This is a genomic window from Bacillus sp. LH1 (assembly GCF_057924895.1).
The window spans coordinates 2,726,287-2,749,777 of sequence record NZ_CM175007.1; the positions used below are offsets into that span (position 1 = coordinate 2,726,287).

Here is a 23,491-nt window from a genome sequence, read left to right on the forward strand (position 1 = left end):
ATTTTACCATATATGTACTATGGATCACTCTCATTGCAAATATTATAATACCATAAAAATTTTTGCATTTTTTTCTTCAAATTTTTATAATTAAATTGAAATATTATGATTTATAAATTAAATTAGGAAGGAGGTCCATAAAAATGAAAAATATTATCCCTGCACTATTAGTCTATTTTATTGTTTGCGTTATTTCCGTTATCATCCCAGCATCTGAAGGCTATAATTATGTCGGCTGGAAGTTATTTGTTGGGCAAGTGTATGCGATACCTATTTTCTTCATTACTGCTATAATTACATTTTATATAAACAAGAAAAAATCTTACGAATAAACGATTATAAGGATAGCTAACGCTATCCTTATTTTAATTCGTTAATCAAATTTAGAATGACCCTTGCAGTACTTTATATCCTTTCTTCTAAAAAGTCAAACGCAACTTCTGTATTTCAGCGTTTAAAGGTAGCTCCTCCGAGAGCCAGCTCTCTAATTCTGAAACCGACGTAATATTTCGTTCTAAAAGTGACTGTAATTTACTCTCCAAATCATTAAACATACACAATCCTCCCGTTTTTAATTTTCTGTTTTTTAGAGGTAAAAAAGGACAAGTAGCCAATCTGACTACTTGTCCTTACTGTTCATCTGTACGCAATACGATTAAGCTTGGAATGCTTCTGTTAATACTGGTACGATTTGTTTTTTACGAGATACAACACCTTTTAAAGTAGCTGTGTTGTTTTCTAGTGATACGTTGTATGCTTTCTCAACAACGTTTGCTGCTTTACCGATCGCAAGACCGACAGAATCATTAGTTAAGATATCAGTTACAACGAATAAGAATAGGTCTAAACCTTTTTCTTCTACTACTGCAGAGATTACTTTTTCAAGTTCCGCTTGGTGTACAAGAACGTCGTTTGTATCAACAGCGTTTACTTGTGCGATTTCAACTTTCGCATTACCCATTTGGAATTCTTTAGCGTCAAGAGAGATTAATTGCTCCATTGTTTTTCCGCTTAAGTCAGCACCAGCTTTTAACATTTCTAAGCCGTAGTTATCTGCATCTACACCAGCGATTTGCGCTAATTCACGAGCAGCTGCTACGTCTTGTTCTGTGCAAGTTGGAGATTTGAATAGTAAAGAATCTGAAATGATTGCAGATAACATTAAACCTGCAACTTCTTTACGAATTGTTACGCCATTTTCTTTGTACATTTTGTTTAAGATTGTAGCTGTACAGCCAACTGGCTCACAACGATAGTATATAGGATCGCTTGTTTCAAAGTTAGCAATACGGTGATGGTCAATAACTTCTAACACACGAACTGATTCGATATCGTTAGCACTTTGTTGACGCTCGTTATGGTCAACTAAAATAACGTTGTCCACTTCGCTTGCTACTGTCTCAACAAAACGCGGTCCTTCTACTTTAAAATAGTCTAACGCAAATTGAGTTTCACCGCTGATTTCGCCTAAACGTACAGGCTCAGCATTCATTCCTAATTCTTTTTTCAATTCTGCATAAGCAATTGCAGAACAAATTGCATCTGTATCTGGGTTTTTATGCCCGAAAACTAGTACTTTTTCCATGTTTTCCACCTCTTCATGAAAAGGATATCTTAAAGAAGCAAATATGACAATATTTAAAGCATATTTTTTTATAAATAATTGCACTTTCTTCTATATTTTTCATCATTTTCATAAAAAAAATCATCTAAAATGAATTAGATGATCGAAATGTATGTTTCAATTAAAATAGTGTAGGAGCTTGCACTACATTGTTAAAAGCGAAATTTGAGGATAAACCATTATTCAAAAGGTTTACATCTATAACTTGATAAAACGCATTTCCAGTGTCTGCAATTTCCCAAACAGCTAAAATAAGATGGTATCCACTACGGTCAGTTGGTACATTTGCTTCGTGCGTTACTGTTGTCCCTGGTCTAGCTCCACCGTCATTTTTCACATAGAATGGCACTAAATCTAAATCTGATCGCGTTAAAGGTTTATTTGGATTCCAACCTTTTTTCGTAATATAATATTTCCACTCTTTTGTACTATGAGGAGCCGTTAGTTTCCACTTGAATATATTCGTCCCGCCATTTAACGTAACTTTCTTCCACCTATCTACAGTTTGAACATCTAAAGCGGGAAAATGACCAGCCCCTGCAATTTGTCCATCAGAAGGTCCTAGTTGCGGAAATCCACCTATCCCTTCTACGCTTTGTGGTTCATATTGAATCGGTCCACAATTTACATTTACCCCTTGCTTACATAAATAAGATCGGCTCGCTGGTGATTCTACATATCCATGAGCTGAAGCCTTTTCTGAAAATCCAAATGTTAATAATCCCGTAAGTAATACTCCACCACTTAAAATAACTTTCTTCATCTTTTGTAAACTATTCTTTTTCATACTTTCATCCCCTTCCGATAATAAAGCGAAAATAACTATAGTTGGCTAGTCATCTTCTCTACATTTATTATAAGACGAGAATCATTACTAAAAGAACCCTCTAAAAAATTTCTCAAATTCATTTAGTGCGTTAATTAGATTATAATTAACTATTTTAACACCGCCAGAAAAATATAGACGGTGTTAAAAATAGTCGTTTATTATTCACTTACTAATAATTAAGCACTCTCCCCGTTTGATTATACCTTAAATGTTTTTATAATAAATAACCGTAGCATCTAACTTACCATTCGGGGAAATTGCATACCCTGGTATTGTTCCAACTTCTTGGTAGTCTAGTGATTTGTACAGTTTATTGGAAGGATCTCCTTCTCTAGTATCTAATACTAAAAGAGACCTGTTTTCTTGCTTTGCTCGTTCCTCTGCTTTTTGCATAAGTGATCGTCCAATACCGTTACGTCTAAAGTTTGGATGAGTCATTAATTTGCAAATCTCGGCTCTATGAATTCCGTTAGGCTTAGTAACTAATTGTAATTGAATACTCCCTGCTACTTCGTTGTTTATTTTAGCCACATACAATATCACTTCTGGCGCTAATACTGTTTGCCAATACTTTGTTGCGTCTTTTTGTTCCAGTGGAGGCAAAAAACCAATTGATGCCCCATCGTTTACAACCATTTTCAAAAGTTTCGAAAGTTCTTCCATATCATTTTCTAGTTGCTTTATTTCTTCAATTACTAAATTTCGCATTACTTTTCCCCCTTTTGTTTCATTGTAACAATTTTTAAAGAAGGAATAATGAAATAATAAGATGAATTTATAGAAAGATATGACTTTTTGTGAAAGGATAACGATATGAAATATATATTAGATAGAACGTACGCAAAAGAATTACTCGAATGGGCATATGAACAAAACCCGGGCCCTTGGTTTGAACATTCACTACATGTTGCTCATGCAACTGAAAACATAATTATAGAACTTATTAAAAATGGGTATAACCTAGATGCTGACATAGCATATAACGCTGCCCTTTTGCATGATATCGGAAGATACAAAGGTTTTACCAAATCGGTCATTCATTCCTATGATGGTTATATGTATATGAATGATTTAGGGTATACAGGAAACGCTGTTATTTGTGTGACACACTCATTCCCATGCAAAAATGAACATATAGATATCGCAGCGGAATGGAGTCTCGTTCCTGACCATATGAGAAGCCGGTTAGTTGAAATATTAAATGAACATTGTAACTACGACTTATACAATAAAGTAATTACTCTTTGTGACGCTCTTGCTGATGCGGGTGGCTTTACTACGCTGGAAAGAAGATTAATTTCTGTTGGTTTGCGTCATGGTACAACATCTCATACATCTTTACATTGGAAAGGGTTTTATGCGATTAAGAAAGAATTAGAAGCTTTAATCGGTAAGAGTATATACACAGTTCTTCCTGATGTAGAAAAATCTATTTATGAAGATATAGAATATTAAATTGAATACAAATTTAATTTCAAATAAAAAACGTTTTAAACATAAAGTTTAAAACGTTTTTTATTCAATGCTTTTGATTTTTCAGTTCTGTTAAACACTCTTGCACTAAAGTTACCGCTTGACTCATCGCAGCTCCGCCAGCAAATGCTGCTGAAACACCACATGCTTCCAGAATCTCTTTATCTGAACATCCTTGATCAAGACAACCTTTTGTATGATAAATTGTACAATACTCATCTTGCGTTGCTAAACTAATTCCTAATGCAATAAGTTGCTTTTCTCTTTTTGTTAAAGCACCCTCTTGAAAACAAGCTTGCGTGAACGCATTATATGTCTCAGCGATTTCAGGAATTTGATTTGTAAAACTACCTATACCTTCTTTATAATGATGTAGAATATCATTTATCGAACTATGTTGCTCATGTTCCATCTTATTCCCTCCAGTCATATTATCCATACCTATTGTAGTATGTGATGAAATGGAGGCAATATACCTTCTTTTAAATTAAGAATTTTCAGTTAATTTACGTTATAATTTTAAATTATCATCTACAATAACTTTTTCTCTAGAACTTTTTCTTTCAACCTCTTTACTTCTTTCTTCCCAAAATGTTAATCCTTCAATCTCCACATTTTTAGGATTAAATACTGGATCTTTCCCTTCTTTTTTCTGCCTTTCATAGTCTTTTAACACTTTTAATGCGATTTTACTTAATAATAGAATCGCGATTAAGTTTAACCATGCCATACTACCGATTCCTAAATCTCCGAGATTCCATAAAAGCGACGCTGATTCAACACTACCGATGTAAACCATAATTAAAAATCCAAATTTTAAAACTGGTTTTAACCAGCCATACTTCAATTGACGATCTAAATAAGTAAGTGTCGTTTCAGCGATATAGTAATAAGCGAGTAACGTTGTAAATGCAAAAAAGAAAATCGCAATTGAAATAAATATTGGACCAAACCCTGTTATCACAGTTTCAACTGCTTGTTGTGTATAAATTGGACCAGCTTCCACATTTCCTATATTTTGTACAATAGCGGTTTTCCCTTCAGGTATAACATTATACATACCTGTTATTAAAATCATAAGAGCTGTCGCTGTACATACGACAATTGTATCGATATATACGGAAAACGCTTGAACTAATCCTTGTTTTGCAGGATGCGATACTTCAGCAGCCGCCGAACTATACGTCGCTTCTCCGACACCAGCAACGTTTGAAAATACAGCGCGTTTTACGCCCCATGCAATAGCTGCACCAACAATTCCACCAAACATTTCATTTACACCAAATGCACTAGAGAAAATTAAAGCAAACATACTTGGAATCTCCGTTACATTCGCAATTAATATGATACATGTAACAATTACATAACCAATTGCCATAAATGGCACAAGCATTTGAGAAACACCGGCAATTCTCTTTACACCACCAAAAATAATTGCTGCTAGTAACACGACTAAAAATATACCAGTTATATATTTGCTAATACCATTAGAGTTTTCGAATCCAACTGCGATACTACTAGATTGAATACCTGGTAATAACACGCCATATGAAAGTGTTACAACTACCGCTACAATGACTGCAAACCATTTCATTTTTAAACCTCTCTCAATGAAATATGGAGTACCGCCGCGATATTCATTCCCTACTTTACTTTTGTATACTTGAGATAATGTTGATTCTACAAACGCGCTCGCTGCCCCTAACAAAGCCATTACCCACATCCAAAATACAGCTCCAGGCCCGCCGAAAGCGATCGCTGTCGCTACCCCTGCAATATTACCAATTCCAACTCTTCCTGATAAGGCTAAACAAAATGCCTGAAAAGATGATATTCCCGTCTCGGAACTCTTTCCTTCAAATAATAGTTTAATCATCTCTTTAAAATAACGAATTTGCAAAAAACGTGTTGCAATCGTGAAATATACGCCTGCCCCTAATGCAAAAACAACTAAACCGATACTCCACACTTGCCCTACTAACCATTCTACTAAATTCTCCATCCAAATCCCCCTTATCATTCTTTGGAAAAGCAATTTTGTATATAAGAAAACGGACAACTATTATCAAACTTTCTAGTTGTCCGCATCTTTCATTATTTCATCCCTCAATTTTTGTCAGTAAAACACCCTATTACTTTATATTTACCCAAACACTTTTCACTTCTGTATAATTATCAAGCGCATATGAACCTAATTCGCGGCCAATACCAGATTGTTTGTATCCACCAAATGGTGCAGCTGCATTTTCTAAGTTATAATCATTAATCCACACTGTTCCTGCTTTTAATTTATTTGCCACTTGATGACCCGTTTTGATATTTTGCGTCCATACACCCGCAGCAAGGCCATAGGATGAGTTGTTCGCTCGTTCAATTACTTCTTCTGTCGAATCAAATGGCAGAACAACAACAACTGGTCCAAATATTTCTTCCTTAACGATTGTCATATCGTCTGTAACATCTGTGAATACAGTTGGCTTAACGAAATAACCCTTTTCAAGTGCACGTTCACCACCAGCCGCAACTGTAGCGCCTTCTTTCTTCCCTTGCTCAATGTAATGTAACACACGCTCTTGTTGTTTCTTAGATACGAGTGGACCCATTTCCGTTCCTTTCTCCATACCTGCTCCAAGTTTTACGTTGTTCGCCATTTTCACAAGTGCATCTACTACAGTTTCATAATGTTTACGATGAACAAATACACGTGATCCTGCGCTACAATTTTGACCGTGATTATACATAATACCTTGGAATGCACCATTAATTGCTTCTTCCAAGTCCGCATCTTCTAAAATGATATTTGGTGATTTGCCGCCAAGCTCTAACGTTACATGCTTAATCATTTCTGCAGACTGACGCATAATATACTTTCCTGTAACAGTAGATCCTGTAAAAGCAACTTTATCAATGTCATGATGATTTACAATTGCTGCTCCTGCTTCAGGACCAAAGCCTGGTACAAAGTTTACAACACCGTTTGGAAATCCAGCCTCTTTAAAAAGTTTTGCTGTATATAGTAAAGATAAAGGCGTTTGCTCTGCTGGCTTTAATACGATCGTACAACCTGTCGCCAGTGCAGCTCCCATTTTCCAAGAAGACATAACGAGCGGAAAATTCCACGGAATAATCTGACCTACAACACCTACAGGTTCATGTCTCGTGTAATTTAAGTAATCTTTTGAAATTGGGATTGTTTGCCCAATAATTTTTGTAGCCCATCCTGCGTAATAACGATAATTTTCTACAGTTGCTGAAATATCATCATCAAGTGCTACTTGATATGGCTTTCCATTATCTAAAGCTTCTAGTTGCGCTAATTCTTCTCTATGTTCTTCAATTAAATCTGCTAATTTATAAATAAGATGCGCTCTTTCAGCAGTAGTCATTTCTGCCCACGGACCGGATTCAAATGCAGATCTTGCCGCTTTTACTGCAGCATCAATATCCTCTTCTTGCGCTTCACATACGACAGCTAGAACATCTTCTGTAGCTGGATTATACGTTTCAAACGTCTTTCCCCCAATAGCAGCAACAAATTCGCCATTAATAAACATTTTAATTTCTTCATTTAAAAACGCTTCCACTTTTGGTTTCAGCTCAATATTTGTCTTTAACATTATGTTCTCCTCCTTATTTAAACAGCTACATGAGCTGCAATATTTGATAAAATCGTTTGAAGCTTTTGATCTTCGTCAACAGTTAATCCTAGTCTTGGATAGCGAGAAGGTCCTCCCGCTTGCCCATGTAATTCCATGGAACGTTTAACGATTTGAACATATTTCCCTGATCCTTCAAGAAACTCGCAAAGTGGTAAAATAGCATCGTTTATTTCCCACGCCTTTTCTAATTCACCATTTTGAAAATGCTCATACATTTTTGTAACGAGACCGGGAACGATATTTCCTGCTACTGAAACCCATCCCGAAGCACCAACTAAATATGATTCCATAACTAAATCTTCAGAACCACAGAAGACTTGGAAAGCCCCTTCACTTTGTCTTACTAAATCTCTCGCTTTTCGAATATCTCCGCTAGATTCTTTAATATGTGTAACATTTTCACACTCTTTTCCAATACGGAGCATTAGCTTTGTACTCATATCAACACCAGAAGTAAATGGGTTATTGTATAGCATAATTGGTATATTTACAGAATTTGAGATTTCTTTAAAATGAAAATAAATCTCCTCTTCCTTCGGTTTACAATAGTAAGAGTTTATAATTAATGCACAATCCGCTCCGTGCGCTTCTGCATGTTTCGTATATTCAATTGTTTCTTTCGTCGTCTCTGCTGCAGTTCCAACAATGACTGGAATACGGCCATCAATTTCTTTCAACACGGTTTCTACCATTTTAAATCGTTCTTCTTTTGATAAACTTACAAACTCTCCTGTACTTCCATTAATGATGACACCTGCAACCTTTTGTTCGATAAAGTAATTTACATTTTGTTTTACCCCATCCCAATTAATTTCCTGAAATTCATCCATCGGTGTTATTAATACTGGAAATGCCCCTTTAATTTTTTGCATATTTATCTCTCCTTATCACATTTTATTTTAATAAGAAACCTGCCGGAAATGGATCCGTAGGGTCTAATAGAAACGTCTGCATTCCTGTAATAAATCCTCTACTTTCAAAACGGAAAATGTATCCTAGTTCCTCCTTCTTCACTTTTTCCACAGTTATAAAACTATTAAATATACTTTCATTTTTAAAAGGTTTATCCGCCATATAATCATTTTTAAATAACGCATGAACATAGGAAACGATAGTAGAAACAAAACCTGGCGAACGTACGATAAAGTTATCTTCATGAAATGTAATCGACTTTATATGGTTCTTTTCTTTTTGCGAAGGATCTACTAAAATAAGCCTTTTTATTAGCGACTGTTTTTGTATAGCCTGCAGTGTAGCTTCTCCCCATCTTTTCAATTCTGAAATGTTTTCAACACGAATTTCTGGCGAATACGCACCTTTTTCTACAACTGCATATACTTTATCTGCTTGTATGAGAGAATAACTTACATTACCAACCTGTAAATTTTCCTCAATCAAATAGCATAGTTTGCTTTCAAACGAAACCGATATAACTTCATCATTCTCTACATACGCATGAACTAAAAATATTCCAGATAACGTTTCAATTTTGTATTGATTGGACTCTCTCTTTTTTAAATACCCACTTTCGAGTAACATCGTTATTACTGCAACAATGCCTCCATAATGAAGCGGAATCGAACCTTCATGATTAAAAAATAATACAGCTGCATCCACTTCATTATGGATAGATGGAACGACAATACACCCATTCAAACCGATAAAACCACGTGGTTCATTTAATAAAAGCTTCATCTCTTCTGCTAATTCACCTGAAAATTGTTCATTTAATTGCTCCAAACTGTAGTAGTATTTGCATGGTACGTCTTTCATTACACGAAATGCCTCGCCATTTACATGTACGTCTACTGCTGTATACATTTTTTGAATGTTCATTTTATATCCTCCGTTTCATGTTCCATCGGCGGAATTAGCAAAAATCCTTCTTTAAGTGGATCCATTTCATTGTAAAAAAATCTATGCATACCCATAAGCCAAGCTGATCCCGTAATTTTCGTTATGACAGCTTCAATATTTTCAACATGTGTCGTATTCATGACATATCCTTTAAATAAAGAACCAACGATACTCTCATGAATGAACTCTTCACCAATTTCGATTTCTTTCTGAGCGTATAATACAGCTAGCTTCGCAGATGTTCCTGTACCGCATGGAGATCGATCTATTCCGCCTGGTGGTACAACAACTGTATTTTTCACATGCGCACATTCATGAGTAGGATCTGTATAAAATTCAACATGTGTTAATCCTCTTATAAACGAATACTCTGGATGAGTGATTTCAAACTTCTCATTAATTGTGTTTCTTATATGAATCGCCTTATCGATGATTGTAGATGCATTTTCTGGTACTAATTCTAGATCTACTGATTTCGCATCAATAATGGCATAAAAATTCCCTCCATACGCAATATCAGCTTCTATAGTTCCAATGTCTTTCACTTGTACAGTAATATTTTTTAATAAAAAAGCTGGTATGTTACAGAAAGATACTTCTTTTGCTTTTCCATCTTGAACAGCAATATCTACTTCAACTAAGCCAGCCGGTGTATCTAGTTTTAAAGAAGTAATTGGTTCAACTACCGGAATTAAACCTGATTCAACTAACGCTGTACATACACCGATTGTATCGTGACCACACATCGGTAAATATCCACCTGTCTCTATGTATATAACACCTATATCAGCCTCAGGATGACACGGGTCTGTTAATAATGCCCCTGACATTACATCATGACCACGCGGTTCATTCATTAACAATTTTCGAATCCAATCATACTCCTTTTTCATATGTAACATCTTCTCTGCCATCGTCTCTCCAATCAACTTTGGAAGTCCACTAATTAATGTCCTCGTTGGATTCCCACCCGTATGTGTATCAATTGTCGTAAAGACTCTTTGTGACTTCATCCGTTTAACACCCTTTCTGTAAAACGACTCAAACGAAGTGGTTCAATAGGAATAATTGTCTCTTTTTCATTTAATAACTCTTCAATTACTTTCCCAGTAACTGCTGCAAGACTAATCCCATCCCCTTCATGCCCAGCGGCAATGAAATAATTTGGAATATGTTCCACTCGTGAAATAATCGGTAAATGATCTTCTGTCCACGGACGTAAACCAGCGTAAGAACGAATTACCATCATATCTGCCATTTTCGGATAAAAGCGAATCGCTCTATTTGCAATACATTTAATGACTTCATTGTTTATTCTCGTATGAAACCCTACAAATTCACGGCTACTTCCAATTAAGAAATTTTGACTTTCAGTAGGCTCAAATACGAGCGCAACCCCGTATTTTTCAGTTAAAGCATCTACTTTTCGTTTTCCGCCAAATTTAGAAATTAAATAACCGAATTCCATTACTTTACGGCACCCTACGTGTTGTTGTCTTGATGCTACAATAATATGCCCTTTTCTCGGTTCAATTGGTATATTTACATTTAACATCTGACCAATCTTAGGAGCCCACACACCCGCTGCATTTACAACTTGTTGTGCTGTAAAAGTTCCATTCGTAGTTTCTACAACAAATGAACCATTCGTATCTATGTTTATACTCTTTACTTCGGTCTGTTTAAAAGCTTTTGCGCCAAACTTTTGTGCCTCTGACAGAAGCGAGAATGCAAGGAGATATGGATTCACAGTTGAATCCGTCGCACATTCTAAACCGCCTAATAAATCATCAGCAAAAAAAGGCGACTCTTCTCTTATATCTTGCCTATCAAGCATTCGAAACGGTAATCCAGCTTCTTTTTGCCGATTTACCCATTGCTGCGCAGCTTCCATCTCTTCGTCTGACTCACATACGAGAATACTTCCTGGTGCCCTATATTCAAATGCATGCTCTAATTCTTCACTTAAATCAGTTACTAATTTTTGACTTACTAAAGACATTTGACTATCAAACCCTGGGTCTTTATCAATGGCCAAAATATTCCCATCACACCGTGAAGACGTCCCGCTGACAAATTCTCCTTTTTCAATGATTGTTACGTCTCTTCCGTATTTTGAAGTGTAATAAGCGATAGAACACCCTATTATTCCACCACCTATAATTAAAACGTCGCAGTGCCTCACACTATACTCCTCCTTTCCCTAAACCTCTCACTTTCTTTTATGCAATTGACGTGCCAATTCTGTACATATACAATTTTTATAAATAATATTTTTATTTGTAAAAATATTTTAAATTTATAGTAAATAGGTGTATTATTTTTTTATCACTGTCAAAATTTTTATACATAACAGGAGGACATTATGGCATTTTCATTTCCGACTATACAAGAATTTTTGGAAAGCGCTTTAATCAATCATACATGTAGCCTTGATCGCATTAAGAAAATAAACGAAAGGTTTTATTATCTCCCTTCTACTACAGAAGAATATAATTGCGCAATTATTTATGTAGATGACTCATTCACTGCATTAATTGACGCTTTTTCTTATGAATTAGCTGTTATCATCCTTAACGAAAACGATGAGCCGCTATGCTGTATAACTTCTCAGCAAATGATTCCATTTCTTTATAAGTCCTACAATGAACTACAGTCATTTTATGACACTGTAATACAAACAACTGACTCTTCTGTTACAGTCATTGATAGTAAAGAATACGTTCGAACTTGGACAGATGGCGCTGAAAAAATATTTTCAGTCAATCATAATGAGATTATTGGGCAACCGATTACTCGTTTTTTTGATTATAAAGACTTGGAAATTTTACAATCTTTACATGATGGAAAAAGCATAGTCGCTCAGTTCCATCAGCCTCGTCCCGATTTATTCGTATTAATTAATTCAAATCCAGTTTATTGTAATGATGAAATTATAGGAGCAGTCGTTTCAGAAACAGATGTTACAAATCAAGTCGCTTTAAATGAAAAACTATTTAATATGTCACATGAAATGCACCGTTTAGAACAAGAAGTGGCAAAGTATAAAGATGAATCCGATCCATTCCTTGCGATGAATGGGAAAAGTCCTGTTATACAAAGAACGATACAATTAGCTAGAAAAGTTTGTTCGGTAAAATCAACTGTTTTAATACTTGGGGAAAGCGGAGTTGGAAAAGAAGTATTTGCGAAAGCAATTCATGAAGCAAGTGAGGCAGCGAAGGCGCCTTTCATTTCGATTAACTGCGGGGCAATTCCAGAAGCGTTATTTGAAAGTGAATTATTTGGTTACGAGCGTGGGGCGTTTTCTGGAGCAAATAGTAAAGGAAAAAAAGGGAAAATTGAACTCGCGCAAGGCGGTACTTTATTTCTTGATGAAATAGGTGAAATGCCACTTGATATGCAAGTAAAACTGTTACGTGTACTGCAAGAGCGAAAGTATTACCGAGTTGGTGGTGAAAAAGAAATTAATATTGATTTCCGCATTATCGCTGCTACAAATCGTGATTTACAAGAAGAAATGAGAAAAGGAACTTTCCGAGAAGATTTATATTACCGCTTAAATGTAGTTAGCTTGCATATTCCACCGCTGCGCGAAAGACGCGAGGATATTATTGAATTAACTTATTCTTTCTTAAATGATTTTTCAATCAACTATAACCGACCAATTCGTGACCTACCTTCAAGCATTATGCATGAACTGCTTCATTACAATTGGCCAGGTAATATTCGCGAACTTCGAAACGTTGTTGAACGGCTTGTGGTATTCGCAACAGACGGAATTATAAAACAAGAATATCTACCATTTCATACGACTGAAACTTTAGACAACCATACAGCTCATTCCCTATTACTCAGCAACAATAATACAATCCTTTCTTTACAAGAAGAGATGGATGAGCATGAGAAAAAAGTTATTGAAAGGGCTTTACGAATTTTAAATGGGAATAAATTAGAATGCGCAAAACAACTTGGCGTAACAAGGGCTACTTTATATAACCGTTTAAAGAAACTTGGACTTCAATAAAGAATCATTATGCACCAATCAGGCGTTTACAGGTAGCCACCTCCTCTCTATATTGGCATGATTTTTGCTTATATAATTTGTGAAAATCGAACTAGAGGAGGAATACACATGACAAATAAAAACAACTTAATCGTTTGTCGTTGTGAAGAGGTTACATATGGGCAACTTCAATCGACAATTGCTGAATATAACTGCTCGGCAAGAGAATTAAAACTAAGAACACGTGCTGGCATGGGATTTTGCGGTGGGCGCACATGCAGAATAATGATAGATCGAATGATTGAAAATGCGAATCCTGACGTAAATCTTAATGAACTACCGTTAAAATATCAACCACCAATACGTGCAGTTACTTTTGGATCAGTAGGTGAAAGTAAATGAGTAGAATTACACATCACCCTATTTTAGGTACTTTACAAAGTAGTGAGCGTATTACCTTTCAATTTAACGGTCATCAATACGAAGCATATGAACATGAAACGATAGCTGCTGCCCTGTTAGCAAATGGAATACGAACATTAAGAGTTCATGAAGATAGCGGAACACCGCGAGGTATTTATTGTAATATCGGGCACTGTTCCGAATGCCGCGTGACAGTAAATAATCAAACAAATGTACGCGCATGCTTAACTGTTGTAGAAGAAAACATGATTGTTGAAAGCGGGAAACAGCATCCGAATATCGTGAGAGAGATGGTGAAAAAGCGATGAGTGATGTAATTATTATAGGTGCAGGGCCAGCGGGATTATCTGCTTCTATCTCTTGTGCTCGTTTCGGACTAAAAGTGCTCGTTATTGATGAATTTATGAAGCCGGGCGGGAGATTGTTAGGACAGTTGCATCAAGAGCCTACTGGAGAATGGTGGAACGGAATAGAAGAATCGAAGCGACTTCATGAAGAAGCAGAATCACTTTCAGTACATATCAGGTGCGGTGTTTCGGTCTATAATTTAGATAGAGATGAAAACAATTGGTTTGTACATACTAATATCGGTACGTTAGAAGCACCTTTCGTACTACTTGCTACTGGAGCTGCGGAATATTCTATTCCCCTTCCTGGCTGGACACTTCCAGGAGTGATGTCAATTGGAGCAGCTCAAGTTATGACAAATGTTCATCGCGTGCAAGTTGGAAAAAAAGGAATTATTATTGGTGCTAACATTTTGTCTTTCGCCATTTTAAGTGAATTGCAATTAGCGGGAATTACAGTGGATCATATTGTACTCCCTGAGAAAAGCGAGTTAAGTCAAAAAGCTGGTGAACCTGAAGAAGTTTTAAACTCTCTTTTAAATGCAGCTCACCTCGCTCCTTCTGCTTTCTTGCGAATAGGTAGCCACTTTATGAAATTTGATTGGATTCGAAAAGCTGGATTAACATTCTATCCAAACAACGGAATGAAAATAAACGGAACGCCACTTCACCTTCGGAAAGCAGCTCTTGAAATTATCGGAACAGATCAAGTTGAAGGTGTACGTATTGCTAATATTGACTCTAAAGGAAATGTTATTAATGGAACAGAGAAAATATATGAAGCAGATTTTGTATGTATTGCCGGGGGATTATACCCACTTGCCGAACTTGCAGCTGTAGCCGGTTGTCCCTTCCATTACATTTCAGAATTAGGCGGACACGTTCCTCTCCATTCCGAAACAATGGAAACTCCTCTTCCTGGTTTATTTGTAGCTGGCAATATTACAGGCATTGAAAGCGGAAAAATTGCGATGGCGCAAGGAACAGTTGCAGGTCTATCTATCGCAAAATATGCAAGTAAAAAACGTGATATAGTCGACCAACAATTATCTCACGCCATGCAAAACGTTCACTTTGTTCGTCAGAAAGCTGCAATTCAGTTTAATCCGATGGTAGATATCGGTAGACGAAAAATGAATGAAATTTGGCGTGATTATTCTTCTACATATGCACATACTAAAAAGAGCTGCTGAGATTATTCTCAACAGCTCTTTTCTCTACTCATCTGAGTTATTAAATTTCGCTAATGCGTAAATTCCTTCTTCATCATCTAATTCAAGTTGCAATCTCGCTGCGAATGGATTGACATTATATTCTCTGTCAAGCAATAAGCGTAAAGCTTCGATTAAGTTTGCTTGAATTAAAATTTGCTGGCGACCATTTACCTCTACTTCCGCAGAGAAACCGTAGTCATCATCATACATAAGTTCAACTAATACTTCTTCTGGACCCACTTGTCTTTTTTCAGCGATATATATACAAAGCGCATTTATAAGCTCTTGTTCAGAAATTTTTATTGTTTCCATGCTACTTCATCTGCCTTCTTCTTACGTTGGTCTTTGAAGTATTTAAATGCACGAACCGCTAACATTACGATACCAGCCATTACTAACATATTTACCATAAACGCTAATACAGAACCAAGAGCTCCCATATTTGCAAATAAGCTACCCATTAGTAAACCACCAAGACCACCTAGTAATAAACCTTTCATAAAGCTTCCTTTATTACTTTTTGGTGCTGTATTTGTTGCTTTCGTTTTTGAATCTGGAGTCGTTTTTTGAGAATTTACATTTGAGTCTTTTTTGTTTAAATCAACTTTTGACTTTTGACCTGAACTTGGTGTAAATGATTTTTTACCAGATTTGTAACTTTTCGCTGCCGCATGATCTACGAACATAAAGCTGCTAGCCCCAAAGATAACCATGAATGCTGTCATTACTGCTACAAGTTTTTTCAACATATTATATCCATTCTCCTTTTATATAGATATATGTGAAATCTATCTTTCTAGTAAATTCAGAATGATAGATTTGTTTTTAAGAACATTTTAAAGGTTCTTATGAACTTATTATATGAACTTTTGTCGAAATATGCAAGTATTATTTACTTCCGACAGTTTGGTGACAAAGGAAAAATTAAGCAAAACAGAATTGACTTTAAATGAAACAAAACATATTATAAGTTCATAAGAACTTTTTATTATTTTGGAGGTGAAAAGATGGAAACATTTCATCTCACACGAAACGAAATGGCTACCCTTCTTCTATCACTAAGAGGATGGAATACGAAAAAGCCTCTCGGTATTTTACAAGAAGCTTGGGCAAAGTCACATAAAAAAGATATTGAAAGCGGACAAAGCGTTACAGCTTTTATTACTACCGCACTTTCACCTATTTTTGAAAAGCTAATTAAAATTGACGATACTGATGTCGGTTTTTCTTTAAATGAAATAGTTGCGCTTGGCAATCAGATTGAAAACACAAGTTTCTCTGTAACTGCTATGCAAAACTGGGTGAAACGAGATATAAAAGAAATGATTGGCTCTCCTCAAAAGGGGAAAAAATATTCAATTGAACAAGCAGCCTTACTATTTATTGTCGAAGATTTAAAAACAGCACTTGATTTTGAATCCATTCGTAAGCTATTACGCCTTATTGTAAATGACCCAGCCGATCGAAGTGATGATTTAATCAATCCTGTTCATTTATATGTAGCATACTCTTCTCTATTTGAAGAACTCAATCAAGGGAATTGCTTACAATTAAATGCAACAGATACCGTTCATACAATTGAAAACATCGTAAAAGAAAAAGCTGATAAAATCGCAAGCAAGTTCGATCAAATTAATAACGAACAACGCGAAGCAATTCGTAACGCTATTATTATTGCGACCCTTTCTGTACATACCGCATATGTACAAATGTTAGCAAAACGTTACGTAACAGCAACTTTATTTTTACAGAACTTAGATGTGAAGCCTTAAAAAACAAGCATCCCCCGTCATATACGTAGTACAGGGGGATGCTTGTTTTCAATCAATATAAAATACAAAAATCATTTTACATCTAAATTTACGTTTCCATCTCATTCATTTTTTATTTTCGAACCAAATCAAATTGAATAGGCATATTCTTTTTTAGGCAATTTTACTATCTCTTGAATGAAATTTGATTTCTCTAAAATTTCCTCTAACTGCCCCTCACTATAGACGTAAATACCACCTACATATGAACTGTACGCCTTTTTCTCAGTTATTACTGCTAAGGTGCTATTTTCCTTTTTAAAATCACCCTCTAGTCCTTTTTCAAAAGATAAACTTTTGGCTTCTGAAAAATAAAGGTGAATTAACGTCGCTAATTGTACGTCCTCTGATTTTGCAAAGTACTTTATTTCATTTAAAATCATTTCATCTTGTAACGGAAGAAAGTCTTCTACTTCTAACTTCTCTCCTTTATGAAAGAAGTTTTGAAGTTCAGGAGTATAGAACGAAAGATTTTTCTCCTCTATCATTTTTAAAATTGTTTGCAGCAATATGTCTTTTCCTATCACAAACGGATGGCCAAATCCATTATTGTAAAGCTCTTCTTTCATTTTCATTAATTGTTCGATGAAGGGGATTCCTGATTCTTCAATAACAAGTTTATCGTCAATTAAACGCATGTTAGCAATCAATTCTTCTATCTGTAAACCTTCTAATTCAAGCGATGAGTAATATAAATCTCTATTCCAAAAATCTAATTGATCCATTCCTAATGAATTAAATAAGAGCTCATCTATAATTGGAAAAACTCCATCTTCTGTTAAAGCTTTCGTTACATCATCTAATAATCTATGTGTTTGATTTAAAATCGTACGTATTTCTTCGTCCTCTTGAATGATTCGTACCGTCCACTCACCATGATCTTCACCCGATATTTGCTGAAAACAATGTGAATATGGCCCATGTCCAACATCGTGTAGAAGGGCTACAGTAGATACTAGCTTTCGTTCATATTTCGATAAATGTATGTCACCAATCTCAGTAAGATGTTCTATCACTTTATTTACTAGCACATATACACCTATCGAATGTTCTTCCCTCGTATGTATTGCGTTCTCATGTAAAAAATAAGTATGTCCTTGTTGTTTAATATTCGCCAACCTTTGAAATGCTTTTGTATCTATCAATCGAAGGATATCTCTATCACGAATAGAGATTGGTCCATAAATCGGATCTGTAATATACATACGTTCTCCTCCTATTTTTGTAAATGAAAGACCTATACCATTATACTTAATTTTCAGTCTATTATCATTGATATATGAGAAATTTTTAATAATCTTTTCATTAACCCTTCATGAAAACGTGGCTTATATCTTTTACTATAATAATTATGAGAGACATAAAAGAATTGAAATAGCAATCCCCTATGTAAATAAGGTATAATCTACATATAGTGAACCTTTTACGTCATTAAATAAAAGGTTCTTATACTCAAAAATTCATAAACTAGAAGGTGCAACAATGTTAAGTAGTTTTATTCATTCAGTATTAACGTTTTTTGAAGGATTAGGTTATTGGGGCATTATGCTTGGACTTATGATTGAAATTATCCCAAGTGAAATTGTCCTTGCTTATGCAGGATACTTAGTATTCAATGGAAGTATCTCATTTATAGGCGCTGTTGTATTCGGTACAATTGGCGGTGTTATTGCTCAAATCTTTATTTATTGGCTTGGACGATACGGCGGACGCCCTATATTAGAACGTTACGGAAAATATATTTTCATACATAAAAAACAAATAGATGCTGCAGAAGATTGGTTTAATCGTTACGGAACTGGCGTCATTTTTACAGCACGCTTCATTCCAGTAGTGCGTCATGCGATTTCAATTCCTGCTGGTATTACAAAAATGCCATTACTACGTTTCACTACATTAACAGCACTTGCGATTATCCCTTGGTCTATTATTTTCATTTATTTAGGTGAAAAACTAGGTGAAAATTGGGAGAATATAAACGATATTGCTGGTCCGTATGTGAAATCATTCGCAATTGGTGGCGTCGTACTTATACTTTTATACTTCGTTATAAAAAAATGGACAAAAAAGCGTAAAAATCTCGCTTAAGAATATAATAAAAACCGCTATAAATTCATTCGGAATTATAGCGGTTTTTATTATATATGAATTAATCTTCAGGAATTATATAATACCTTTCCATCTACATTTACATGGATAAGCAACCATTTGATCATTTCTTTCGTATATTATCTCAAAAAGGAGTGATTCCCCTATGCATTGGCAGCAAAAAATACCGTACTTAATCGGACGCCCTATCGGCATTTCCTTCATAAATGGGCAAGGAACTTCTGGTGTATTATGTTCAGCGCATGATGGTCAATTATATGTGTATGAATACCTTTATCAAGCTCAGTTTGCAATGAAACATTATGATTATAGACAGATTCAAGATATACATGCATTCCCAAATTGTCCTCACCAAAATCCTCTATACTAAAAAAATCGGAACGGCTCATAGCCATTCCGATTTCTATACTTTATTTCTCAGAATAAAATTTCTGCACTGCTTCATCAAAATAAATCCAACCTTTCCAGCCCAAATGAATCGTATCTTTTAAGAAATACTTATCATATTCATGACCAGAGAAATCAATTACTGGATATCCTGCTTTCTCAACCTGTTCTCGAACTTTTTTATAATACACTTCACGGCGTTCTTTCGGGAAGCCAGTATAATCATACCAAGGCCCATTTACAGGTACAGAAATAAAGAGTGGTTTGACATTTTTCTCTTTAAATAACTCTAAAATAATTTGTAAATCATCGTATTCTGGTGATTCATCATATGTTTCATTTGCTCTAAAGTTTTTTAAACCTTTTAGTTTTTTCTTCAGATTATTCTTATGATAATACGGATTTTCAATTCCGAATGTATTTGTAGTAGACTCAGCTTTCCCTTCTTGTTCTGCGTGTTTACGTGCGTCTTCCCAAGAAATTGAACGAAGTCCGATATTTGTTTTCTCCTTCATCGGTTCGATTTTAAATAAAGAGTTAAATATATCTCTATGATCTAAAATATTTCGATGCATATAAGCAAGTGGTTTAACTAAACCTGCTTTTATGTTATGTTTCGTATCATTATATACAATACCTTCTAATGAATTTTTTAATATATCATCTTCTTGAACAACTTTATAATCTAATAGCCGTTTCGCGATTTGCTTTTTCATTTCTGGATTTATCTTATCATTAAAAATAAAATGATATGCTTGTTGTTTGGAGAAATTATTAGTGAAATCCCCTTGTGAGACACCAGTCTTTGTAAACCATTGTGGTGAAAGAACAAAGACTACTTTTTTACCTTCTAATTCATCCATAGTAGATGTCATATTTAAAATATGAGCTAAACTTTGTGTACCGCCAGTTCCAATTAAAAACGGTGTAAAACCAGCTGGATTTACTTTGAAATAATTAGACGGATGATATGCATCCATTCGTAAAAATTCTGATGAACCGTACATCGGTAAATACTGTGAATTCTCTAACATTTTTTGCTGTAAGAAAACACTTTGTAATTTCTCTTTTTGTAAAGAAGTTGCCGCATCTTCTACCTTCTTATCACTAATAAGCGATACTAAACTTTTCGATGGGATTAGAATGATAATGAAAAAAAGCACACATGCTAAAATTATAGGACCAAAAGCATGCTTCATTTTCATCTTCTGTCCCTCTTTCTATCGTTATTAAATTGTAACCCTTGTTTTTGACACGTCATCTTTTCTCTCCTTTGTCTCTATACATGTTCCATTCTATTTATCTATTATATACATGTATGTATTTCCTTCCTTGTTCTATTAAGCCCTATATAAATAGCGCAAGAAAATGTTTCCATAGAAACATTTTAATTATACAAGATTCTACATAAATTTCACACTGGAATTTTAGTAATAATTTTATTTTTTAACAATAAAAAAACATATGAAATGTCTAGAATTCTTCGGATGATGTATGAAGTTCAAAATATGATAATAAACGCCCGCTATGATTAACTTCATGAGTATATATAAACCCGAGCTTTCGTAAAAGTTTTTTCGAGCTCTCATTTGCTACTTTAACTCTAGCAATTATTCTTGTTACATTCAAAGTCTCTATTGCATATTTAATGGAAGCCTCTGCTGCTTCTAATGCATACCCATTCCTCCAATGTTCTGGGTCAAGGAGATACATAATTTCTATTGCACCTGTTTCATCTACCTTTCTTAAACCACAATGTCCTAAAAGCTTTCCTGTTTCACTATTAAATAACAACCATACCCCGAAGTCATACTGTTCCCAATGTAAGATAAGTTGCCCAATATAATCATTTGTTTCTTCCTTCGACATTCCTCTTGATTTAGCCAACCATTTGCCAACAGTATCTTTTTTTAATATGTTATAAAACTGATTAATATCTTCTACAATTGGTTTCCTCATAAATAATCTTTTTGTATAAATTACTTTCTCTTCTTCAAACATAGACATCATTTCCCCTCCAAATACTGTTTACAGACTAATAAATTATACCATGAACTATTTTTCTAACTTTAAATAAGAAAAACAGACTATCACATACATGAAGTCTGTTTCTCCATTCTTTTATTTTTGTACATCTGCCCATTTTAAACTTGTAGCTGGACCAAATTGATGTACATATAAATCTTTCACATATGGTTTTTGTAAGTAAGATAATCCGCGCTGGAATACCGGTGCAATTACTGCATCATCAAGTAGCATTTTTTCAGCTTCTTGCATTGCTTTCCAGCGAGCCTTTTCATCATTACCTAATTCTGTTTTAATCTTCTTAATTAACGCATCATATTCTGGGTTTGCATATTCTGTATTATTGACGCTACTTCCAGAAAGGAATACTTCTAAGTAAGTCATTGGATCTGGATAATCTGGTAACCAGCGTGATAACGACATTTCATATTCTTTCTTCTTCTCAAGTGCTAATTTTTGCGTATGTGGTTGTAATTTCACATTCACTTTTAATCCTGGTAAGTTTTTCTCAAGCTGCTCTTTAATGTACTCTCCAACTTTTTTAAAGTTTTCCAAGTCATAATTTAATAGTTCTAACGTCACTTCATCTGTACCTGTTTCTTGCTTTGCCTTTTCCCAATATTCTTTCGCTTTTTTTACATCAGTTTTATTAAACTCACCTGCCGTACTTCTAAAATCTTTTTTATCTGGCCCCTTTAAAAATCCTTTTGGTACGTAATAGTTTGCTGCAACCGATCCATCATTTAAAAATGAATCTGCGAGTCCCTTCTTATCAAAAACTGTACTTAGCGCAAGACGTGCATTTTTATTTTTAAGAATCGGTACATTTTCATTAAATCGGAAGAAGTACATAACTGGATCTGTATATTGTTTTAGCTCTTTATTATTTTTATATTTATCTACGAATTCTGTAGAAATAACAGCTCTATCAACTTTATCTGTTTCATATAAATTTACCGCAGTTGAAATTTCTTTTACAATTTGATAGTTTACTTCATCTAACTTCACTTCTTTTTTATCCCAATACTTATCGTTTTTCTTCATTGTAAAGCTAGCTTCATGCTTCCACTCTGATAATGTAAACGGTCCATTATATACCGCTTTATTTGCTTCTAATCCATATTTATCACCTTGCTCTTTCGCATATTTTTCGTTAATTGGATAGAAGGATGGTAAAATTAATAATTTCGTAAAATACGGTACAGGATGTTCTAGCTCTACGACGAATGTTTTATCATCCTTCGCTTTTACTCCTAATTCATCTAGACCTAGTTGTTTTTTATTTATCTTCTCAGCATTTTTTACATCGTACGCAATGTATGCATATTGAGAAGCAGTATCTGGATTTATCAATTGCTTCCAAGCGTATACGTAATCATGAGCGGTTACTGGCTCTCCGTTAGACCATTTCGCATCACGTAATTGGAATGTATATGTTTTTCCATCTTTACTCACTCCATATTTTTGTGCGCCGGCTTCAATTACTTCATCATTTTTCGATAGACGGAATAGTCCTTCCATTACGTTATTCAAAACGTTAAACGAGACTGCATCTGTTACTCTCCCTGAATTTAACGACGGAATTTCACCTGTTTCTAGTAACTGTAATACTTTCTTCTCATCTTTCGGCTTTGTTGCAGTTTTTTCTTTTGCGCAACCAACTAAAAATAAAGAAACTAATAGAGTACTAACTAATGAGTAACGAATAACTTTTTTCATTTAAAAAC

At 34.9% G+C, this 23,491-nt stretch carries 25 protein-coding genes; 9 read left to right on the forward strand and 16 right to left on the reverse strand.

Annotated features, from left to right (window positions below):
• The first annotated feature begins 143 nt into the window (after positions 1–143).
• A complete protein-coding gene (locus ACX9TM_RS14140) occupies positions 144–332 on the forward strand; it encodes a DUF4017 family protein (RefSeq protein WP_000789485.1) in 189 nt (62 codons plus the stop codon).
• A gap of 323 nt (positions 333–655) precedes the next feature.
• On the opposite strand, the gene ppaC is transcribed toward ACX9TM_RS14140, so the two are convergent.
• The 3 genes from ppaC to ACX9TM_RS14155 all read right to left on the reverse strand — a co-directional run bounded on the left by ppaC (position 656) and on the right by ACX9TM_RS14155 (position 3,161).
• Complete coding sequence (gene ppaC / locus ACX9TM_RS14145) at positions 656–1,585, reverse strand: manganese-dependent inorganic pyrophosphatase (RefSeq protein ID WP_000416873.1); 930 nt, start codon at positions 1,583–1,585, stop codon at positions 656–658.
• Between the two features lie 160 nt (positions 1,586–1,745).
• A complete protein-coding gene (locus ACX9TM_RS14150; protein WP_063220352.1) occupies positions 1,746–2,411 on the reverse strand; it encodes a lytic polysaccharide monooxygenase in 666 nt (221 codons plus the stop codon).
• A gap of 246 nt (positions 2,412–2,657) precedes the next feature.
• Positions 2,658–3,161: a GNAT family N-acetyltransferase gene (locus tag ACX9TM_RS14155; RefSeq protein ID WP_001245258.1), complete on the reverse strand. Its 504-nt coding sequence runs from the start codon at positions 3,159–3,161 to the stop codon at positions 2,658–2,660.
• A 105-nt stretch (positions 3,162–3,266) separates the two neighbouring features.
• On the opposite strand from ACX9TM_RS14155, the gene ACX9TM_RS14160 reads away from it, so the two are divergent.
• On the forward strand, positions 3,267–3,908 hold the full coding sequence (locus tag ACX9TM_RS14160) for an HD domain-containing protein (RefSeq protein ID WP_000875112.1): 642 nt from the start codon (positions 3,267–3,269) through the stop codon (positions 3,906–3,908).
• Between the two features lie 64 nt (positions 3,909–3,972).
• On the opposite strand, the gene ACX9TM_RS14165 is transcribed toward ACX9TM_RS14160, so the two are convergent.
• The 7 genes from ACX9TM_RS14165 to ACX9TM_RS14195 all read right to left on the reverse strand — a co-directional run bounded on the left by ACX9TM_RS14165 (position 3,973) and on the right by ACX9TM_RS14195 (position 11,627).
• Positions 3,973–4,365 carry a carboxymuconolactone decarboxylase family protein gene (locus ACX9TM_RS14165; RefSeq protein ID WP_001999958.1) on the reverse strand — a complete coding sequence of 131 codons (393 nt, stop codon included), beginning with the start codon at positions 4,363–4,365 and terminating at the stop codon, positions 3,973–3,975.
• Positions 4,366–4,437: 72 nt separating this feature from the next.
• Positions 4,438–5,928 carry an alanine/glycine:cation symporter family protein gene (locus ACX9TM_RS14170; protein WP_000429526.1) on the reverse strand — a complete coding sequence of 497 codons (1,491 nt, stop codon included), beginning with the start codon at positions 5,926–5,928 and terminating at the stop codon, positions 4,438–4,440.
• Between the two features lie 130 nt (positions 5,929–6,058).
• Entirely contained in the window at positions 6,059–7,543 is a 1,485-nt protein-coding gene (locus tag ACX9TM_RS14175) for an aldehyde dehydrogenase family protein (protein ID WP_000920973.1), read from the reverse strand.
• Between the two features lie 17 nt (positions 7,544–7,560).
• Entirely contained in the window at positions 7,561–8,457 is an 897-nt protein-coding gene (dapA, locus tag ACX9TM_RS14180; protein WP_001169456.1) for a 4-hydroxy-tetrahydrodipicolinate synthase, read from the reverse strand.
• Positions 8,458–8,479: 22 nt separating this feature from the next.
• Positions 8,480–9,421 carry a proline racemase family protein gene (locus ACX9TM_RS14185; protein ID WP_001025560.1) on the reverse strand — a complete coding sequence of 314 codons (942 nt, stop codon included), beginning with the start codon at positions 9,419–9,421 and terminating at the stop codon, positions 8,480–8,482.
• Positions 9,418–10,455 carry a proline racemase family protein gene (locus tag ACX9TM_RS14190; RefSeq protein WP_000842048.1) on the reverse strand — a complete coding sequence of 346 codons (1,038 nt, stop codon included), beginning with the start codon at positions 10,453–10,455 and terminating at the stop codon, positions 9,418–9,420. Before ACX9TM_RS14190 ends, ACX9TM_RS14185 begins: the two co-directional genes overlap by 4 nt.
• On the reverse strand, positions 10,452–11,627 hold the full coding sequence (locus ACX9TM_RS14195; protein WP_001215236.1) for an NAD(P)/FAD-dependent oxidoreductase: 1,176 nt from the start codon (positions 11,625–11,627) through the stop codon (positions 10,452–10,454). The genes ACX9TM_RS14190 and ACX9TM_RS14195 overlap by 4 nt, the downstream gene beginning before the upstream one ends.
• 180 nt (positions 11,628–11,807) lie before the next feature.
• On the opposite strand from ACX9TM_RS14195, the gene ACX9TM_RS14200 reads away from it, so the two are divergent.
• The 4 genes from ACX9TM_RS14200 to ACX9TM_RS14215 all read left to right on the forward strand — a co-directional run bounded on the left by ACX9TM_RS14200 (position 11,808) and on the right by ACX9TM_RS14215 (position 15,411).
• Positions 11,808–13,469, forward strand: coding sequence for a sigma-54 interaction domain-containing protein (locus tag ACX9TM_RS14200; protein WP_000885732.1), 1,662 nt, complete (start codon positions 11,808–11,810; stop codon positions 13,467–13,469).
• Positions 13,470–13,577: 108 nt separating this feature from the next.
• Entirely contained in the window at positions 13,578–13,850 is a 273-nt protein-coding gene (locus tag ACX9TM_RS14205; protein ID WP_000182617.1) for a (2Fe-2S)-binding protein, read from the forward strand.
• On the forward strand, positions 13,847–14,179 hold the full coding sequence (locus ACX9TM_RS14210; RefSeq protein ID WP_000087064.1) for a (2Fe-2S)-binding protein: 333 nt from the start codon (positions 13,847–13,849) through the stop codon (positions 14,177–14,179). The genes ACX9TM_RS14205 and ACX9TM_RS14210 overlap by 4 nt, the downstream gene beginning before the upstream one ends.
• Positions 14,176–15,411, forward strand: coding sequence for an NAD(P)/FAD-dependent oxidoreductase (locus tag ACX9TM_RS14215; protein ID WP_001286092.1), 1,236 nt, complete (start codon positions 14,176–14,178; stop codon positions 15,409–15,411). The genes ACX9TM_RS14210 and ACX9TM_RS14215 overlap by 4 nt, the downstream gene beginning before the upstream one ends.
• A gap of 24 nt (positions 15,412–15,435) precedes the next feature.
• Here ACX9TM_RS14215 and ACX9TM_RS14220 read toward each other — a convergent pair whose 3' ends face one another.
• Together ACX9TM_RS14220 and ACX9TM_RS14225 are read right to left on the reverse strand one after the other, a co-directional pair.
• Positions 15,436–15,744 (reverse strand): YxcD family protein, encoded by a 309-nt coding sequence (locus ACX9TM_RS14220; RefSeq protein ID WP_000447747.1) that lies wholly within the window; start codon positions 15,742–15,744, stop codon positions 15,436–15,438.
• A complete protein-coding gene (locus ACX9TM_RS14225) occupies positions 15,732–16,181 on the reverse strand; it encodes a hypothetical protein (protein ID WP_000914478.1) in 450 nt (149 codons plus the stop codon). Before ACX9TM_RS14225 ends, ACX9TM_RS14220 begins: the two co-directional genes overlap by 13 nt.
• A gap of 258 nt (positions 16,182–16,439) precedes the next feature.
• On the opposite strand from ACX9TM_RS14225, the gene ACX9TM_RS14230 reads away from it, so the two are divergent.
• Positions 16,440–17,204: a DUF1836 domain-containing protein gene (locus ACX9TM_RS14230; RefSeq protein WP_000447231.1), complete on the forward strand. Its 765-nt coding sequence runs from the start codon at positions 16,440–16,442 to the stop codon at positions 17,202–17,204.
• A gap of 128 nt (positions 17,205–17,332) precedes the next feature.
• On the opposite strand, the gene ACX9TM_RS14235 is transcribed toward ACX9TM_RS14230, so the two are convergent.
• Positions 17,333–18,448 carry an HD domain-containing protein gene (locus ACX9TM_RS14235; protein WP_065382540.1) on the reverse strand — a complete coding sequence of 372 codons (1,116 nt, stop codon included), beginning with the start codon at positions 18,446–18,448 and terminating at the stop codon, positions 17,333–17,335.
• A gap of 277 nt (positions 18,449–18,725) precedes the next feature.
• Here ACX9TM_RS14235 and uptA point away from each other — a divergent pair, with 277 nt between their 5' ends.
• Positions 18,726–19,331: an undecaprenyl phosphate transporter UptA gene (uptA, locus tag ACX9TM_RS14240; protein WP_000952913.1), complete on the forward strand. Its 606-nt coding sequence runs from the start codon at positions 18,726–18,728 to the stop codon at positions 19,329–19,331.
• Positions 19,332–19,497: 166 nt separating this feature from the next.
• Entirely contained in the window at positions 19,498–19,722 is a 225-nt protein-coding gene (locus ACX9TM_RS14245) for a hypothetical protein (protein ID WP_000558689.1), read from the forward strand.
• Between the two features lie 40 nt (positions 19,723–19,762).
• Here the strand turns inward: ACX9TM_RS14245 and dltD are convergent, their stop codons facing one another.
• The 3 genes from dltD to ACX9TM_RS14260 all read right to left on the reverse strand — a co-directional run bounded on the left by dltD (position 19,763) and on the right by ACX9TM_RS14260 (position 23,483).
• On the reverse strand, positions 19,763–20,944 hold the full coding sequence (gene dltD, locus ACX9TM_RS14250; RefSeq protein ID WP_000782309.1) for a D-alanyl-lipoteichoic acid biosynthesis protein DltD: 1,182 nt from the start codon (positions 20,942–20,944) through the stop codon (positions 19,763–19,765).
• 268 nt (positions 20,945–21,212) lie between these two features.
• Entirely contained in the window at positions 21,213–21,746 is a 534-nt protein-coding gene (locus tag ACX9TM_RS14255; RefSeq protein WP_000061617.1) for a GNAT family N-acetyltransferase, read from the reverse strand.
• 114 nt (positions 21,747–21,860) lie between these two features.
• A complete protein-coding gene (locus ACX9TM_RS14260; RefSeq protein ID WP_072770355.1) occupies positions 21,861–23,483 on the reverse strand; it encodes a peptide ABC transporter substrate-binding protein in 1,623 nt (540 codons plus the stop codon).
• Positions 23,484–23,491 lie beyond the last annotated feature (8 nt).